Genomic DNA, 14,634 nt, shown 5'->3' with positions numbered 1-14,634 from the left:
AAAGATGCCGGTCGTACAGGTCCATATGCGGGCGGGCCGGTCCGCGGAGGACAAGCGCAGGCTCATCGAGTCCATAACCGACGCCGTGGTGGATGTTTTGGGCTCAAAGAGGGAAAGAGTAGTGGTCCTCTTGGATGAGATCGATCCGGGGAGCTGGGGTCAGGGGGGCCGGCTTCTCGCTGACGAGTTATCGGAGAAGACGTGATGGGTGGCTCCCATGTCCTGTCTGGTGAACGATTTTCCGGCACGGTTGCGTAGCTCGGAACCTGGCACAGGGCGGGCGATGACATGATTGCTTCCCCGGTGGCTTCGCTGCTGGCGACGCTTAATCAGGCCACGTTCTACGACCTTGAACAGCCCCGTTATGCCGGTGCGCCAATTTTTGCCGCGCACCGTCCCGGATTCGTTTACACACTCCACCGACGCCATGAAACCGGGCTGGGCGAGGCCAGGACCAGTGCCTCCGGATTGATCATCACCGCAGAGCACGCCGGCACACATATCGATGCACTCTGCCACCAGGCGGTCGACATGCGAATGTTCGGAGGCCAGCGGGCTGACGCCACCACGCAGACCTCGACCGGTTTCACGGAACTTGGGGTGGAGACAATAGCCCCCATGATCGCCCGCGGCGTGCTGGTGGACATCCCGCGGCATCGCGGAGTGGACCGGCTTCCGGCCGGCACAGTCGTTGCGGCGGATGAGCTGGAGGCGGCCGCCTCAGAGCAGCATGTTTGGGTGAGCGCGGGCGACGTCGTCCTCGTCCGCACGGGCAGCGGGTCTCTATGGAACGAACCGGAGGAATATCTCAAAAGCGCCGGCCTTTCCGCCGAAGCCTCAAAGTGGCTCGCGGATCATCGGGTGCAGGCTGTAGGAGCTGACAACGTTGCATGGGACACCGTGCAACCGGACCCGCAGCACGGGAGCCTGCCGGGACACGTGGTCCTCATTGTCCACAACGGGATTTACATCATCGAGAACCTGCAGCTCGAGGAGCTCGCTGCCTCCGGCAATCAGGAATTCATCTTCTTGTGCCTTCCGCTCAAGATGGTCGGCGTGACAGGATCACCGGTCCGCCCGTTGGCTCTGGTGCCGGCATGAACAACAAACCCAGACGGCGCAGCCTTGCGGCCCGCTACCTGCCGCAAACCGAGGCTACCCACTGCACGTCCGCTGCCTTGGCGGCCTCCCAGGACCAAGGCCATTGCAAAGCGCCAATACCACTACGGTGACAGCCTGATTGGAGAGGAGAAGGCGAAATGGCAGACAAGGACCAGTCGGCCACCCGGCCGGCGCAGGAAGGTCCCAGGAATCGGGGCCGCGTTCCGGCAACAGCAGTTGGAGCGCTCATTTTCCTGTGGCTCGTATATGCGATGAACGCGAATACGCGCCAAATCTTCTACTACGTCCTGCCCCCGATGGTCGAAGAGTTCGACCTAACGCCGGAGGAGGCCGGCGTCGTCAGTACGATCGTGACGGTAGCTGTGGCATTGGTCGCGATTCCCGCCGGCGCCTGGTTCGATCGGGGCGGGCATGGCTGGGCACGCAAGTACCGCAACGCGATCGTCGCGGCTGGATACTTCGTGTTCTCCATTCTCACGGGCATAGTCGCCCTCACGAAGACGATCTGGCACGTTGTCGTCATCCAGTCGATCAAGAACGCCTTCGGCGGTGCTGGCGAAGCGGTCGAGGTCACGTCTATGGTCGAGTGGTACCCCGTGGAAAAACGGGGCCTGGCGCTCGGGATACAGCATGCGGCGTACCCTTGGGGAACCGGCCTGGGGGCCATCGCCACCGGCGCGATTCTGGCCACCTTCGGTCCGGAGAACTGGCGGTATGTATTCCTCATCATTCCGCTGGCGATGATCCCCATTTGGATCGGCTGGTGGTGGTATAGCTCTCCGAAGCGCTATCAAAAGTTCGAAAACGACACCCAGGCCGCCGGGCTGACGAAGCCTCTGGCCGGTGGGGCCGGCGCCGAGCAGCGTCACGCCGAACCCGGTGCGCTGCGCCGAAGCCTGGCCAATCCGAACATCTTGGTTCCCGCGCTGGCATCGATGTTCGGGATCATGATCTATACCGGGATCAGCTTCTGGCTGCCGCAGTACATCGCCTTCGTAGGGGGCTTCAGTTTCGCGGAAGCCGCCGCGTACAGTGCGGTGTTCACGATCACCGGCGGTATAGGGCAGATTTTCTGGGGTGTTGTCTCCGATTACATCGGCCGAAAGCTGAGCCTCATCATCGCATTTGTGTGGCTGGCGATCGGCCTTTACCTTCTGCGGTTTTCGGCAGTGAGCCTGACCGTATTGATCGTGGTGCAGCTCATCGCAGGTCTTGCGACGAATGCCATCTTCCCCGTCCTTTACGCCTTCGGCTCGGACTCGGCAGAGCCGGGTGCCATGGGGACGGCGAACTCGATTCTTTTGTTCTTCCTTTATGTAGGAGGCGTCTCCCCGCTCGTCCTCGGATGGCTGATTGGACTCGGCGGCGGGTTTGAAAGTGAAACCGGATACTTCTACGGCCTCTACTTCCTGGTGGCGGTCGCTATCATTTCGGCAATCATCATTGCACTGTTCACGCGCGAGACGGTGGGTCGGTTTAAGGACCGTGACCGGGCACTGGTCTCCCGTGAGCGCACCCATGTGCGTCCGGGACTGCCCCAGGAGTAAGACGTCATCCTCTCGCCCCCGGGCTGCGGCCCATGGCAGTGACCTCAATCGATGACAAGGAGAAACCGATGGGAATGAGTTACGAGCAAGCACGGCAGGCGCTGGAAGCGGCGCTTGACAAGGCCACGGAGATCGGGTCCCCCTCCAGCGTGGCCATCGTCGACTCCGGACGTGAACTGATTGCGTTCGCGCGGCAGGACGGAGCGCTCCTGGCTAGCACCGAGATTTCGGTGGGGAAGGCCTACACGGCGTGTTCGATGAAGATGGCTACGAAGGACATCGGACCTTTGACCCAGCCAGGTCAACCCCTCTACGGGCTTGAGTACACACACCAGCGCCCACTCGTTACCTTCGGTGGGGGACGGCCCCTGGAGATCGCGGGGGACGTCGTAGGTGGCGTCGGAGTCGCCGGGGGAACCGTTGACCAAGACGACGAGATTGCAGCCGCCGCGCTCGCGGCTCTCACCTCCTAGGAGGAATGCATGCAGCTCCAGGGGAAAAAGGCGATTATCACAGGGGCAGCAACGGGCATCGGGGCGGTCACCGCCAGAGCGTTTGCTCAAGAAGGTGCGGCCGTCGTTGTGGCCGACATCAACGAGGACAACGGCTGGCGTGTGGTCGAGGAGATCCGCAGTCAGGGCGGCACAGCAGAGTTCGTCCGCACTGACGTCACCAGAGAGAGCGACGTAGCGGCGCTCGTAAAACAAGGCACAGAGACGATGGGTGGTCTCGACGTCTTGTTCAACAATGCCGGTGCCCAACGCTCGGGGGCCATCACCGGCTTCGAGCAGGATCAGTGGGACCTGCTCATGGCGGTCAACCCCCGTTCATGCTTCTTCGGAGTCAAGCATGCCGTACCTGTCCTTCGCGAACAGGGAGGCGGGTCGATCATCAACATGGCGTCGCTGGCTGCCGTGAAGGGAGGTGCCGGCTTGACTGCCTACTCCGCCTCCAAAGGCGCCATAGTGGCTTTCACGAAGGCATTAGCCCCGGAGCTCGCGCCTTACCGCATCAGAGTTAACAGTGTTTGCCCTGGATGGATCGACACTCCGTTCAACCGGCCCGCAATCGAGTTTATGGGTGGTGCGGAGGAGCAGGAACGCATCGTCAAACAGGTCGTACCCATGGGCCGTCAGGGAACACCGGAGGAAATCGCGCCCATCGTGGTGTACCTCGCCTCGGACGGTTCCACCTATATGACCGGCCAAGCACTAGTAGTGGACGGAGGCGTGTACTGACGGGGCTTTATCGGCCCAGGTGATCGTCTTCGGGGCGGTCCATTGTCCCGGGGGTCAGTGGCTCCGGTTCACCTTCCAGGATCTCGAAAGATACGGATGGCAGTTGCCGGCCCGTAGTTGGCTCTTGCTGCGAGTCCAGCGCTCACTTAGGTTAAAGGTGGGCGGTCGCGGGCAGCTCCCGTTGGGGGAGTCGGCGCTGCCGTTCCAGAAGGAAAAGATCAGCATGGCAACAGGCACCGTCAAATGGTTTAACGCCGAAAAGGGGTTTGGCTTCATCAGCCAGGACGACGGCGGGCCGGACGTGTTCGCACACTTCTCGGCCATCGCCGCGAGCGGCTACCGCTCCCTGGAAGAAAACCAGAAAGTTGAGTTCGACGTCGTCCAGGGACAAAAGGGACTGCAGGCCGAGAACATTCACCCGCTCTAACACTTGCTCAAACCGACGCCCCGCACTCCGAAGGTGCGGGGCGTTGCCATATAGCCGACCGCGAACCGCCCAGGCTGGGCGTGTCTAGCGCTCGAATCCCTTTCGGTCTGCGCACAGCAGGTAATCAGCAAGTATGCTTACTATCTTGGGAAGGGCGGCTACGTCTGCCAGGAGATAAGGAGAACCACCTCGCGGTGCCCACACCACCCGGGACAGACCGGGAACAACCTTTGAAAGGCACACACCATGTTTCTTCTCTTCGGTCTTAAGACCGCCCTTCGCGATCTGCCCGGACGGATGGCGACGTGCCAGTACTGCGGCCGGTTCGTCCACCATCACCTGCAGGAACGCGCCACCAAACTCACCGTGTTCTTCATTCCCGTCTTCACAACATCCAAGAACTTGATCATCACCTGCACAAACTGCGGACAGAGCTCCAAAACGAAGTCCCGACAGAAGAACGCCCTCCTCCGCTAGCAGTGCGACCTCGCTGACGAACGAGCACGCCGTCACCGCCACCATCCTCCGTGCCACCGGCAGGGGGCGGGCCGTTCCGCCACCCGTAGTACTATTGCAGCCCAGATCTCACACCCCGGCACGGAGGCACCATGACTGACAAGCTGCACCTAACCCCAGAGGAACACTTTCCCGAGGACTTGGCCGTGGTCATGGATCGGCAGCTACAGGTTCTGGACAGCCAGATCCAGCGTCAGCTCGACTACGAGTTTATTGCTGACGGCGAACCCAACCCAGAGACGGAGTTCCGGCACTTTGAGCTCGATGAGGAATTCCAAACCCGCGACAATCGGTGACTGCACCGACCGCCGGAGCTCCCGCAGAAGATTTAAACGGTCAAGTTCCCCCTGGCAGGGTGTAGCTCACAGGGTTTCGCACGCCAATCCGAGCCCGGATCAGTGACACGGTCCGAGGATGCACCCGGTAAAAGGACTCCCAGATTTGCCGGGCCTTCGCTGTACCCTTTCCTGTTGCACCACCACGTCCATGACCGCTTCCGGTAAGTGACCCCGGATTTGAGTGGGGTTGGACGAGCGGACCTCCAACCCCTCTCACTCTCCGGCGACGACCACCATGGAGCTGCCCGCTAGCAAGGTCACGATTGCATTGGCGGTGCTGAGCTCAAGACGATGTGAGTTGTCCAGGCCGCGCCGTTCATCTGGTTCAGGCAGGCGGTGAAGCGGTGTGGGCATCGTTTGACCGTTCAGTCCAGTCGTATGGCCGTGGGCGCTGTCGAAGCTGCTAGTTGCGTCACGCTGCATTGTGCAGTCGCACACTGACGGCCCCCGCGTGCCCTTGTAGCGTCACATACGCACTCTTCGAACACCTACGCCAAGAAGGAATCTGTCAATGACGACGCCTGTCTTATCTCCCTCAGCCGCACAGTCCGGGCAAGGCGCGCCGGCTCCCAGCCAGGACGCGGGACCACTGGAGAACGCCCATAGGCAGCTTGCTTCAGCAATCCGAACGCTGGGATACAGCGAAGGGCTGCACCAACTGCTGGCCCAGCCGCGCAGGGAGCTCTCCGTGAGCATTCCCTTGCGCCGGGACAACGGCACCGTTGAGGTTCTCACCGGTTACCGCGTGCAACATAACTTCTCCCGCGGACCCGCCAAAGGGGGACTGCGGTACAGCCCGCACGTGTCGTTGGACGAAGTGCGTGCACTGGCGATGTGGATGACGTGGAAGTGCGCGCTGCTGGACGTCCCTTACGGCGGTGCCAAGGGTGGGATCACTATTGATCCACGGAATTACTCACAGCAGGAACTGGAGCGGGTAACGCGCCGCTACACCAGTGAAATTCTGCCCATCATCGGCCCTGAGAAGGACGTGCCGGCGCCCGACATCGGAACCGACGAGCAGACCATGGCATGGATGATGGACACCTATTCGGTCAACGTCGGCTACACGGTTCCAGGCGTAGTGACGGGCAAGCCTGTCAGCGTTGGCGGCTCCCTCGGCCGTTCGAGCGCCACATCCAAGGGCGTCGTGCACGTCGCTCTGGCATCGCTTGCCCACGCCGGGCTTGATCCCAGGCAGAGCACCGCGGCTGTTCAGGGCTTTGGCAAGGTGGGAGCCGGAACTGCAGAGTTCCTTGCCGATGCCGGAGTCAGGGTGGTGGCTGTGGGCGACCAGTATGGGGCCATCCACAATGCTGATGGTCTGAACATCCGTGCCCTGCAAGACCACGTTAAGGAGACGGGCAGCGTCGTCGGCTTCGCCGGCGCAGGTGCCATCGCTTCGGATGAGCTGCTGGAGCTTGCGGTAGACCTGCTGGTCCCAGCAGCAGTAGAAGGCGTGCTGCACGGCGGAAACGCCGACAAGGTGCGCGCCAAGGTCATCGTGGAAGGCGCCAACGGCCCCACCACGGCGGCAGCGGACATCATTCTGCAGGACAAGGGCGTGCTCGTTGTCCCGGACATTCTCGCCAACGCCGGCGGCGTCATTGTCTCCTACTTCGAGTGGGTGCAGGGCAATCAAGCCTACTGGTGGACTGCTGCCGAAGTTGAAGAAAAGCTGGAACACCGAATGTTGGCGGCGTGGGAGAACGTCCTGTCCATTGCGTCAAAGCGCGGCCTGAAACTACGCGAAGCCGCTACAGTGACGGCCGTCGAGCGTGTGGCACAGGCGCACCTGACCCGCGGGCTCTACCCCTGATCCTTACTGCGCGCAGTTATCGGCGGGTCCGGCACGCCCGGCATCAGGGACGTGGCCAGCAGGGGATGTTGCCGAACGAGGGCGACATCCCCTAAGCGACGGAAGTCTTTTGGTTTGCCCCTCCTAAAACCCGGTATGAGTCAAGAAAACTGCACAACATTGAGAGGAAAGGTCTCCCATGACGGTAGACAACTGGAAAGAACTGACGGGCCAGCACGTTCAGATCCGAAAGGATGGGAAGCCAGTCCGGAAAGGCCGTGTCGAAGAGGTGACGCGGGCAGCGGACGCGTTGTGGCTGGAATGGCATGGCGGATACCTAAGGCAGCTTTATGAAAAAGCGGAAGGCTACTCGGTGGAGCTCGTTGCTAGCCCCTAAAGCGAGGTGCTCAAGGCGCTCGGCCCGTACAGGTGGTCGTCAAGACGGGCGGTCGAAGCAACAGTGCGGCGCCCGCTGGCGGAAGTCGACCTAATAGCCATGGTCTGTTCCGTAGACGAGCTTGTCCAAGAATTTGAGGCTCATCTCATCCGCTGCCAGTTCCACACCCCCGTCTTTGGTCCGGATACTCACCACCCGCTGGTTCCTTCGGAGCTCCTTCCGCGCAGGCGAAATCGAGCTGACCCTGGTGGAACCGATCGTCGTCGAGGTGTCAGCAGACACTGCGATGTCCGGGACATCCTTCAGACACTCTGTACGCTTCATTAGAGCCAGGCCGGAACTGGATCCAGCCGCAGTCGAGCCGCCCTGCTGACGGGCTCGAAGGAATGCCGAGAGGACCCCGATGACAGAAGGCAACAAGCCCCTTTCCGGAACCGCGGTGTTCGCCGGGCTTGTCCTGGGCGCTGCTGTTGGGGCGGTCATTGCCGTACTCAGCTTCGTCATCGGCACCGAACTTCCTGCCCGCGTGGTCGGGCTGATGGTCATCGCAGGGATCGTCGGTGCGGGTGCCGGTGGCCTCGCGGGTCTGATTCTTGGGGCGGTCGTCTGGAAACTGGACCTCATCCTGTTCCCGCAGCTTTCCTTTATGGCCCGGTCGGCGATCGAGTGCGCGCTGATCACCGCGGCCACAGGATTTACCACCGCGCTGGCGTTCTGGGGCCTGCCTCCCGGTACCGTGGCTGCCAGAATCGCGTCGGGCTCCCTGTTTGCCCTGGCGGTATCAGCCGCCTACTTCGCCTGGCGGTACAGAAAACAAACGACACAGCCGGCCTGAGTTTGGGCACCAAGCGCCATGGCCCGAGCTGCACCCATTCCGGGACGAATACCAGCCGCGGTTAGTTGTGCCGACAGCGTCGGTCAATTCTGCGCCACTCGGCCGCTAGGGTGGGATTGACCGCCCCCAGCGGCCCGGACCGGAAGGACGCGATCACCCATGAGTCAGCATGAGGATTTCGACGTTTTCGCCGACTTTGACCGGGACGCCCAGCGGCAGTGGATGCAGTCCCTGCGGCCGCGGACCGCCAGCATCGAGCTCGTCTTCCTTGACGGCGACACTGACCACCCACTGACCGACGCGCTGGCATGGTTGGCCCCGATTCGGCAGGTCGGCGTCGGCGAACGTCCAGGCTACCAGCTGCCACAGCCAGCGGCCGTGCTGCACCGATACCCCTACGACCGGACGATCCTTCAGGCCCTGGACGGACTGGGCGGGCTCTTTGAGCACATTCCGTCCCCGTCCGGTGATCGCGTGCAGTTCACCGCACTGGGCAATGTCGACGTCTCCTTCCTAGACCGAAGCGGGACGATCATCGGGTCCACCGTGACCCATGAGGGGCTGATCCTCATGCCCCAAGGAGACGGAAGTCTCCGCTGACACGGCGATGGTCGGTGCATCCTTTCGCCATGCGTTTCGTTCCCTCCGGGCAAGGCCGGAGAGGGACCCGGCATCGGTGACGCCTCGGCCGGCCGGTTAGCAACCTACATGCCCCGGCTGTGGACACGGGACTGGACATGCTCAAATGTCAGGCTTAAACGTTATGATCGTCACATCGCCGGGCAGTCCATGCGTGCCCGGCGGTCTTTCCCTTGGCCCTGCCAAGGGGGAGTGCCGGTGCTGTCAGCCATCTCGGCCAATGGGGGATGCGGCGGAGCCATGGCGATCTACGCATGACAAGTAATCACAGCACCACTACGAAAGGGACAGCCATGTCCGAGCACCAGCAGCCCAGCCCGTCCTACTATCCGCCGCAGGGCCCGCCCACGCAGACCATGCAGTCGCGGGAAATGTTTGAGGGCCAGAAGGCCGCCCAGTCCTCCCTGATCTTCGGCATCGTCGGATTCTTCTTCCTCGGCATCGTCTTCGGCCCGCTGGCCATCGTCAACGCGAAGAAGGCCGAGCATCTGAACATCCCGGCCACCGCCGGCAAGGTTCTCGGCTGGATCGACACCATCTTCGGCGTTATCGGGATCATCGTCTTCATCGTCCTGATTGGCGGCATGGTTGCCGCGTCGGGAGCCTGACGGAACTTGAAAGCCGGGCAGGGGATCCTGCCCGGCTTTCTTATTGCCTGAAAGTGCAGACAGTATCTGCACAAACCCAGGTAACGGTGATTATTCGCGAGGGCCGATCATGCATCGGATGCAATAATCACTGTTTTACTTGTCATAACGGAGCTTATCGGCTTCGGAGTACGCCACACAGTTCACGCCAGGGCTATGAGAAATGCGCAGCCGCGCTGGGCCGCCTTGTACTTTTCGACGATGGACGCTTGGGTCCGGCAGCGGTCGTTGACCTCCAGACTCTGCTCCCGGGCCCAGGCACGTACGGCTCCGGGTGCCGGTTCCTGCCTGGACGCTGAAGGACGCGGCCTTGCAGAACTGTGCACGGGCAACCTTACGGGAGGCTTTCACGCTGTTGCCCGGGCAGCATTGTTCACGATCCATTTGAGTCCGTACTCACCCCAGCCTCGGTGCCAGGCCGGTCGTTCTCCTGATCCCGAGACGCTTGGCCGGAATGAGCTAGCCGCAAGACGTGTGAAAGCATTCGTTCGATTTCGTCTGTCCGGCCGTGGTCGAAGGGGTTGGCTGCCTGCTTGACGTCGGGAAATGTGGCGGCGGCGGCAGTGACCACTGCCGCCGTTGGAAACCATTCAGGCAGCTCGCGATAGACGCGCTCAAAGCTCACTGCACCTGAGTTCGGATTTTCTGTCTGCATCCAGTGAGCGCAGCAGAGGAGCAGCTCCCGCACGCGATCCGGCTGAACCTCCAGTGCAGCAGCGAGTCGGTTGCGGGGCTCGCTCATTGACGTGAACGATGCCCAGGTGGCGAACATTCTCGAGCCGTAGTTTTCGTTGCCTTCCCAAGCCTCATTGCTCGTCCAATCCGCGTGCTCTAGTTCCGTCACTAGCGCCTCACGAGCTCGGCGTGCGAGGTCTTCATGTCCCTGCTCGTCGAGAACGTTTGAGAGTTCTCTGAGCAGAGCGGCGGTCACGCACAGAGGGCGCAGATTTCGGTCTTGATCGATCAGGAGGGCGAATTCGGTCGCTTCAGCGTTTCGGGCTACGACGCCGGCAAGGTAGGCCGTCATATCCAAATTGATCCTGATGGCTTCAAAAACCGGAGGAATTGTTGCCGCTTCCTTGGCTGCTTCAGCCAATTGCGCGCGCAGTTCGGAGTTGTAAGGGAGATGATCCACCCGTGAGAACGGCCTCGCACGATCAAGAAGGTGCTTATGTCGTGTAAGTGCGTCATCTTGCACCTCCTCTGTACCGGATGAAGCGGGCTCGGGAGGGGCGGCGGGAGGAGGCGCCACATGGTCACCGCGTAGCACAGCAGCAACCGACTGCGCGGCTTGGCGTAGTTCAGCGATGGCCGTCGTTAGCGCGCCATCGTCTTCCGCAGGAGGAGGCCCAGGCCAAGTTCCGGCGGCTTTGACTACACCGTTGGCTGCTCGCGTCAGCCAGTCACACCACGGCGCAGCGTTCGACTTAATTGCTTGAGCAGCGGCTGCTTCCGCCCTCAGCTGCCGTAGATTTGGTTTGAGGGAGTCCACCGCCTCTCGGAGGGCGTGAATGAGGGCGCCCTTGTGCCTTTCTGTCTCCATTCTCGAGGGCTCGGCATATAAAGGATTCCCGTCTTCGTCCCAAGCCACCATGACGTTTCGAGCATTTGCCCAAGTACGTCGCCAAGCCGCAGCTTCAACAACAGCTGAGTGCCGAGAGGATTCCGCATCTGTTGCTAGGTGCTCCGCGGCTCGGACGACTTCAGCTAGGACTGAAGCTGTCGGTGCGGGAGCGTGGATACAGAGATGCCTTCAAGAATGTGCAGTTCATGTTCGAGCTGCTCGCGCTCCACCTGACTCATACAGGGAGTCTGCCACACGCTCGCCTGAGGCACTCGCACAGAGCCAGAGCATCATCGGAGCTGCCTCAGGAACTGAGGAATCCAGACGCGGGCCCAGTGTCAATCTCCGGCACTAAAGGTTCACTCAATGCGCGCACGCGCCCCGAATTGCGAACCTGGCACGCATAGGGTCAACGCTTGTGTCCGGTCTCGTCGATTTCGACCTCGCGCACCGATTCCAGAGCGGACAGGAGACGTTGCGCGTTCCTAGGTGACGCCAGCAGGTAGCGTGTCTCCACCAACGAGTCGTACTCGGCTTTCGACATCAGCACTGCGGACCCGTGCTTTGACACGATCTCAACGGCGGTGCGGTCGAGGTTGACTCGATCGATGAGGCGGATAAGGTCGCGCCGGGCCTCGCTCGCGGTAAGGGCCATATCTGCCTCCTGGTTGTAGAACACATGCTAGTACTTGGCCTCAGCGACGTTCCGGCTATGCCGAGGCCCATTACAGCACCCTTTGATATCCCTGAATCGTTGTCCCTTGCGGAGAACCGTCTTTCGGGTCCTTCAGGAGGAGGCCACGATCTCCAACGTCTTCTGCACGTTCTCCGGGTGTCCAGCAAGTTCCACCAAGCCGGTGGACGTTCGCAGTTCCACGACCTCGGCCGTGGGATAGATGCTGAAAACTGCCTCGGTCAGTGTAGGCGCGCGGTTGCTTCCCGTTTCCTTGACGGACAAGACGTGGACGTCTCCTTTATCCTGCCGGCTGTTTTTCCAGCGGGGCTGAAATGCCAGACTTCCCTGTGATGGGGTCACGAGCCCGAACCGCCACTTTGTTTCGGTCGAAAAGCGCAGAAACCCTTCGAACTGGGAACGCGCGGCGTACTGCTTGTTAGGTCGTTTTCGCTTCCACGCACTGAACAATCCGACGCCGGTCGCCGTAACAGCCACCGGCACCACTAGCCAAGAATTCCCACTCCGGTGCCCCAACCAACCAAAGCAGACCACAACCAGCACGATGGGGATTCCCCGAACCATCAGGGCAATTAGAGCATTACGATTGGGCATAGCTCCAGCCAAGCCCCACGCCCTTGGAAAAAGCCGAATCGGTTGCTGTGCGCCGGGGCACCTGGGCGAGAAAGGCAAGAAGTCCGAATAGCACCGGAGGGCCGCCGACGGCTGCGAAGGCCCGGCGTGTCCACGTACACCCGCGAAGATCACTGCCATGAAACCAGCGAAGCCGCCATGACGGTGGCCCACCGCTTTGATCGGCTGGTCAAGGATTCTCCCGCCGCCGTGGCCGAGAGCAGTTTCGAGGCTGCCAGCAACGCCACCTCGAAACCGCGTGTCAGGAGCGCGCCGCAACCGGCTGTCCATGAGGGTGTCATCTAGCACGGTGCCGGCTCGGAACAAGCCCACGTGGCACGATGTGATGCGGATGGGCCCGTGCTCCTGACGCTGATCAGTGTTATTCAGCATCCACCTCGGAGGACAGCGCCATCCAAACCCGTCATCGTCAGCCAATCTAGTACCGCGTTGAGACAGTTCCTGCCCAACTATTGCCACTTATAGGCAGTTATAGCCACTTATAGGAAAAAACCAATAACCCCCTATAACTCGGTAAAGACGAGGACGGGGCGCTGCGGGCCTCTACCCTGCGAACTCAAAGTCGAGGGTGATCTCGGGATCGACGCTTGCGATGACCCCGGAGTAAAACGCCCAGGCAACGCTCCAATAACAAACTGCTCGATCTGAGGCTGATTTCTTAGCCAGCCTGCTAGCTTCAGCGAATGAAGCAACGACTAATGCCGGTTCTAGCAACTGCGGGACTGCTCTCGGCTGCCCTGCTCACCGGATGCGGGGCGGAGAATGCTGTGGATCCTGGAAGCCAGTCACCCACCGGTTACCCGGGTAGTACTGCCACAGCAGTCTCAGATCCGGTCTTCGGTACTTTTACGGGGACACAGACGATCGAGCTGGGCGATCCGCCCGCGGAAGCCACCCACATTTATGTGGAGCTGACTTGTCTCAGTGCCGGGACTCTCCGTTTGCACGACATCGACGAAATAACCTGCGCGGATCCGGATGAGGGTACAACCCGCGCATTCTCGTCATATGACCTGTCACTCGACCAAACCTCTTTTGAAGTGACGAGCGATACCGATGTCAGCTACATGGTGAGGGCCGTTTACGAGAACGGCGCATCTGTGCAATAGCCTCATCCCATCTCGGGAAGGCAACGCCGAGGACAGCTACCAGCAAGGTGGGCGGGCGCCACTGTCACGCCTCGTTTACTTCTTCCTCTTGCGATCTGCCTGAGCCAAAGCAGCTACAGAGATCAGCAGAAAGACCTACCGCGGTGCCCCAAAATCCGACGTTGCCCTGGGCTACGAGGATCAGAGACCACACAAGGCCGACTCCGGCGCCTGTGGCGAGAATCCAACGGAATCTGCGCATCGTTCCTTCTGTTTTCATGGGGACATGGGCTGATGGGCGCTAGGCTACCCGCATGGGGAAAGAGCCGGTGGGCAGGTTCGGCACATTGACGCAAAAACAAGCGCTGCTCTTGGCTTTTGTTTGGAGGCTCGGCGGTATTGCTACCTCTGTGCTGCGTCTGGCGAACGGTGAGTCCCTTCTCGTCAGCCTGCTCATTTCTTCAGGATTTTTGGTCGCCGCCGGACTCATGTTGGTGGCGTGGCGCATAGCCAAGAGCCGCGCCGAAAGAAACCGGAGTTAGTCCTTCAACACCCGACATTTCAGGGTGACATGCGCTTGTTTCCTCAGCCGAGTGCTCCAGCTGACCACTCCCCGCACAATCGACGCAGTGAGCCGCTGGCTTAACAAGGTGGCTTCAGCGTTGAGGGCCGCAAGAGTACGGTCAGCACATGGAAGCTCACCTGATAGATCCCCGTGATCAGACTTCGGAGGTCGCCAGTCCGACATACCGCGTCTATTTCTGGACAGACGACGGTGCCGCGAGTGAAGAGTGGGAGCTGACCAGCACTGACCTCGATGAGGTCCTGGAGTGGATTCCAACTCGATCCGAGGGACGCTCGCACAGCCTCTGGGCAGTGGTTCGATCGCCAGGCCACGTCTGCCATGTACGTCTTCGCGGCATCGACCTTGATGCACAGGCCGGAACGTGGCCCAGCTGGGCGGGTCAGGTGTATCGGTGAGTCAATCCCTCAAGGCCACCGCCTCATGGAAGGTACTCGGCACAGCCCTCTGGATCATGCTTGGCCTGGCTGTCTGCACGTTCGCAATTGTTGTGCCGATTTTAATGACGCTAGGTCGGCGAAGCAGCTCCGTGTTGCTTTCTCCGCAGAGCAATCACCTGCTGAATTGC

19 protein-coding genes are annotated in these 14,634 nt (G+C 61.0%); 14 read left to right on the top strand and 5 right to left on the bottom strand.

The window, feature by feature from the left end; all coding sequences use genetic code 11:
- The first annotated feature begins 4 nt into the window (after positions 1-4).
- From thmT to AC5RUK_RS09125, 6 genes are all read left to right on the top strand, one after another.
- Positions 5-205 carry a 2-hydroxymuconate tautomerase gene (gene thmT, locus AC5RUK_RS09150; RefSeq protein ID WP_493976949.1) on the top strand — a complete coding sequence of 67 codons (201 nt, stop codon included), beginning with the start codon at positions 5-7 and terminating at the stop codon, positions 203-205.
- An 83-nt stretch (positions 206-288) separates the two neighbouring features.
- Entirely contained in the window at positions 289-1,101 is an 813-nt protein-coding gene (locus AC5RUK_RS09145) for a cyclase family protein (RefSeq protein ID WP_494151970.1), read from the top strand.
- 158 nt (positions 1,102-1,259) lie between these two features.
- Complete coding sequence (locus tag AC5RUK_RS09140) at positions 1,260-2,669, top strand: MFS transporter (RefSeq protein ID WP_493976947.1); 1,410 nt, start codon at positions 1,260-1,262, stop codon at positions 2,667-2,669.
- 68 nt (positions 2,670-2,737) lie between these two features.
- On the top strand, positions 2,738-3,142 hold the full coding sequence (locus AC5RUK_RS09135) for a GlcG/HbpS family heme-binding protein (RefSeq protein WP_494151969.1): 405 nt from the start codon (positions 2,738-2,740) through the stop codon (positions 3,140-3,142).
- A 9-nt stretch (positions 3,143-3,151) separates the two neighbouring features.
- The gene (locus tag AC5RUK_RS09130) at positions 3,152-3,907 is read left to right on the top strand and encodes an SDR family NAD(P)-dependent oxidoreductase (protein WP_494151968.1); all 756 of its coding nucleotides are present in this window, start codon (positions 3,152-3,154) and stop codon (positions 3,905-3,907) included.
- A 223-nt stretch (positions 3,908-4,130) separates the two neighbouring features.
- Entirely contained in the window at positions 4,131-4,334 is a 204-nt protein-coding gene (locus tag AC5RUK_RS09125) for a cold-shock protein (RefSeq protein ID WP_493976944.1), read from the top strand.
- A gap of 84 nt (positions 4,335-4,418) precedes the next feature.
- On the opposite strand, the gene AC5RUK_RS09120 is transcribed toward AC5RUK_RS09125, so the two are convergent.
- Complete coding sequence (locus AC5RUK_RS09120) at positions 4,419-4,856, bottom strand: hypothetical protein (protein ID WP_494151967.1); 438 nt, start codon at positions 4,854-4,856, stop codon at positions 4,419-4,421.
- An 86-nt stretch (positions 4,857-4,942) separates the two neighbouring features.
- On the opposite strand from AC5RUK_RS09120, the gene AC5RUK_RS09115 reads away from it, so the two are divergent.
- The 6 genes from AC5RUK_RS09115 to AC5RUK_RS09090 all read left to right on the top strand — a co-directional run bounded on the left by AC5RUK_RS09115 (position 4,943) and on the right by AC5RUK_RS09090 (position 9,465).
- Entirely contained in the window at positions 4,943-5,146 is a 204-nt protein-coding gene (locus AC5RUK_RS09115) for a hypothetical protein (protein ID WP_494151966.1), read from the top strand.
- A 553-nt stretch (positions 5,147-5,699) separates the two neighbouring features.
- Positions 5,700-7,007: a Glu/Leu/Phe/Val family dehydrogenase gene (locus tag AC5RUK_RS09110; protein ID WP_494151965.1), complete on the top strand. Its 1,308-nt coding sequence runs from the start codon at positions 5,700-5,702 to the stop codon at positions 7,005-7,007.
- A 178-nt stretch (positions 7,008-7,185) separates the two neighbouring features.
- Positions 7,186-7,383 carry a hypothetical protein gene (locus AC5RUK_RS09105; RefSeq protein WP_494106700.1) on the top strand — a complete coding sequence of 66 codons (198 nt, stop codon included), beginning with the start codon at positions 7,186-7,188 and terminating at the stop codon, positions 7,381-7,383.
- Between the two features lie 403 nt (positions 7,384-7,786).
- The gene (locus tag AC5RUK_RS09100; RefSeq protein ID WP_494151964.1) at positions 7,787-8,218 is read left to right on the top strand and encodes a hypothetical protein; all 432 of its coding nucleotides are present in this window, start codon (positions 7,787-7,789) and stop codon (positions 8,216-8,218) included.
- A gap of 159 nt (positions 8,219-8,377) precedes the next feature.
- Positions 8,378-8,818, top strand: coding sequence for a hypothetical protein (locus AC5RUK_RS09095; RefSeq protein ID WP_494151963.1), 441 nt, complete (start codon positions 8,378-8,380; stop codon positions 8,816-8,818).
- A 332-nt stretch (positions 8,819-9,150) separates the two neighbouring features.
- A complete protein-coding gene (locus AC5RUK_RS09090) occupies positions 9,151-9,465 on the top strand; it encodes a hypothetical protein (protein ID WP_494106686.1) in 315 nt (104 codons plus the stop codon).
- Positions 9,466-9,647: 182 nt separating this feature from the next.
- Here the strand turns inward: AC5RUK_RS09090 and AC5RUK_RS09085 are convergent, their stop codons facing one another.
- The 4 genes from AC5RUK_RS09085 to AC5RUK_RS09070 all read right to left on the bottom strand — a co-directional run bounded on the left by AC5RUK_RS09085 (position 9,648) and on the right by AC5RUK_RS09070 (position 12,356).
- Entirely contained in the window at positions 9,648-9,830 is a 183-nt protein-coding gene (locus tag AC5RUK_RS09085; protein ID WP_494106685.1) for an Lsr2 family DNA-binding protein, read from the bottom strand.
- A 47-nt stretch (positions 9,831-9,877) separates the two neighbouring features.
- Positions 9,878-10,639 (bottom strand): hypothetical protein, encoded by a 762-nt coding sequence (locus AC5RUK_RS09080; protein WP_494106684.1) that lies wholly within the window; start codon positions 10,637-10,639, stop codon positions 9,878-9,880.
- An 838-nt stretch (positions 10,640-11,477) separates the two neighbouring features.
- The gene (locus AC5RUK_RS09075; RefSeq protein WP_494106683.1) at positions 11,478-11,723 is read right to left on the bottom strand and encodes a type II toxin-antitoxin system Phd/YefM family antitoxin; all 246 of its coding nucleotides are present in this window, start codon (positions 11,721-11,723) and stop codon (positions 11,478-11,480) included.
- A 132-nt stretch (positions 11,724-11,855) separates the two neighbouring features.
- Entirely contained in the window at positions 11,856-12,356 is a 501-nt protein-coding gene (locus tag AC5RUK_RS09070; protein WP_494106682.1) for a hypothetical protein, read from the bottom strand.
- Between the two features lie 126 nt (positions 12,357-12,482).
- Here AC5RUK_RS09070 and AC5RUK_RS09065 point away from each other — a divergent pair, with 126 nt between their 5' ends.
- Together AC5RUK_RS09065 and AC5RUK_RS09060 are read left to right on the top strand one after the other, a co-directional pair.
- Positions 12,483-12,680 carry a hypothetical protein gene (locus AC5RUK_RS09065; protein WP_494106681.1) on the top strand — a complete coding sequence of 66 codons (198 nt, stop codon included), beginning with the start codon at positions 12,483-12,485 and terminating at the stop codon, positions 12,678-12,680.
- A gap of 1,117 nt (positions 12,681-13,797) precedes the next feature.
- On the top strand, positions 13,798-14,025 hold the full coding sequence (locus AC5RUK_RS09060) for a hypothetical protein (protein WP_494151962.1): 228 nt from the start codon (positions 13,798-13,800) through the stop codon (positions 14,023-14,025).
- Positions 14,026-14,634: the final 609 nt, after the last annotated feature.

Source organism: Arthrobacter sp. Y3223065 (assembly GCF_059090885.1).
This window is presented reverse-complemented; position numbering and strand designations above follow the sequence as displayed.

Excerpts from the sequence above, each read along its gene's own strand:
- AC5RUK_RS09115 (WP_494151966.1), top strand. The coding sequence starts at position 4,943 with ATGACTGACAAGCTGCACCTAACCCCAGAGGAACACTTTCCCGAGGAC.
- AC5RUK_RS09070 (WP_494106682.1), bottom strand. The coding sequence starts at position 12,356 with ATGCCCAATCGTAATGCTCTAATTGCCCTGATGGTTCGGGGAATCCCC.
- AC5RUK_RS09140 (WP_493976947.1), top strand. The coding sequence starts at position 1,260 with ATGGCAGACAAGGACCAGTCGGCCACCCGGCCGGCGCAGGAAGGTCCC.
- AC5RUK_RS09075 (WP_494106683.1), bottom strand. The coding sequence starts at position 11,723 with ATGGCCCTTACCGCGAGCGAGGCCCGGCGCGACCTTATCCGCCTCATC.
- AC5RUK_RS09105 (WP_494106700.1), top strand. The coding sequence starts at position 7,186 with ATGACGGTAGACAACTGGAAAGAACTGACGGGCCAGCACGTTCAGATC.
- AC5RUK_RS09120 (WP_494151967.1), bottom strand. The coding sequence starts at position 4,856 with ATGGTGGCGGTGACGGCGTGCTCGTTCGTCAGCGAGGTCGCACTGCTA.
- thmT (WP_493976949.1), top strand. The coding sequence starts at position 5 with ATGCCGGTCGTACAGGTCCATATGCGGGCGGGCCGGTCCGCGGAGGAC.
- AC5RUK_RS09060 (WP_494151962.1), top strand. The coding sequence starts at position 13,798 with ATGGGGAAAGAGCCGGTGGGCAGGTTCGGCACATTGACGCAAAAACAA.
- AC5RUK_RS09110 (WP_494151965.1), top strand. The coding sequence starts at position 5,700 with ATGACGACGCCTGTCTTATCTCCCTCAGCCGCACAGTCCGGGCAAGGC.
- AC5RUK_RS09130 (WP_494151968.1), top strand. The coding sequence starts at position 3,152 with ATGCAGCTCCAGGGGAAAAAGGCGATTATCACAGGGGCAGCAACGGGC.
- AC5RUK_RS09100 (WP_494151964.1), top strand. The coding sequence starts at position 7,787 with ATGACAGAAGGCAACAAGCCCCTTTCCGGAACCGCGGTGTTCGCCGGG.
- AC5RUK_RS09145 (WP_494151970.1), top strand. The coding sequence starts at position 289 with ATGATTGCTTCCCCGGTGGCTTCGCTGCTGGCGACGCTTAATCAGGCC.
- AC5RUK_RS09135 (WP_494151969.1), top strand. The coding sequence starts at position 2,738 with ATGGGAATGAGTTACGAGCAAGCACGGCAGGCGCTGGAAGCGGCGCTT.
- AC5RUK_RS09090 (WP_494106686.1), top strand. The coding sequence starts at position 9,151 with ATGTCCGAGCACCAGCAGCCCAGCCCGTCCTACTATCCGCCGCAGGGC.
- AC5RUK_RS09095 (WP_494151963.1), top strand. The coding sequence starts at position 8,378 with ATGAGTCAGCATGAGGATTTCGACGTTTTCGCCGACTTTGACCGGGAC.
- AC5RUK_RS09125 (WP_493976944.1), top strand. The coding sequence starts at position 4,131 with ATGGCAACAGGCACCGTCAAATGGTTTAACGCCGAAAAGGGGTTTGGC.